The following is a 382-nucleotide window of genomic DNA, read 5'->3' on the forward strand; positions in this document are numbered from 1 at the left end:
ATCTAGCGTCTAAGACACACGGTCCTCACGGACCATATGTGAAATAATTGGTTTGATGTCTTGATGAATCTTCAGTTTTCAAGGAACAAAGTGGAGCCTAGCGGGATCGAACCGCTGACCTCCTGCGTGCAAGGCAGGCGCTCTCCCAGCTGAGCTAAGGCCCCGTATTGGAATTCTCAAAAAAATGGTGGGCCTAAGTGGACTCGAACCACCGACCTCACGCTTATCAGGCGTGCGCTCTAACCAGCTGAGCTATAGGCCCTCATATTTTGATTGTCGAGAGATTTTGGTCTCTCAAAACTGAACGATGGGCAATGCCACATGGGCATTTTCCTTAGAAAGGAGGTGATCCAGCCGCACCTTCCGATACGGCTACCTTGTT

The 382-nt window shown here is 50.0% G+C and carries 2 tRNA genes; both read right to left on the reverse strand.

The window, feature by feature from the left end:
• Positions 1-91: 91 nt before the first annotated feature.
• Positions 92-164, reverse strand: a tRNA-Ala gene (locus tag KNP68_RS15130).
• Positions 165-185: 21 nt separating this feature from the next.
• Positions 186-262: transfer RNA gene (locus tag KNP68_RS15135), tRNA-Ile, on the reverse strand.
• Positions 263-382 lie beyond the last annotated feature (120 nt).

It is taken from the genome of Exiguobacterium sp. s50, from assembly GCF_018618175.1.
In the GTDB taxonomy this organism is placed as follows: Bacteria; Bacillota; Bacilli; order Exiguobacteriales; family Exiguobacteriaceae; genus Exiguobacterium; species Exiguobacterium chiriqhucha.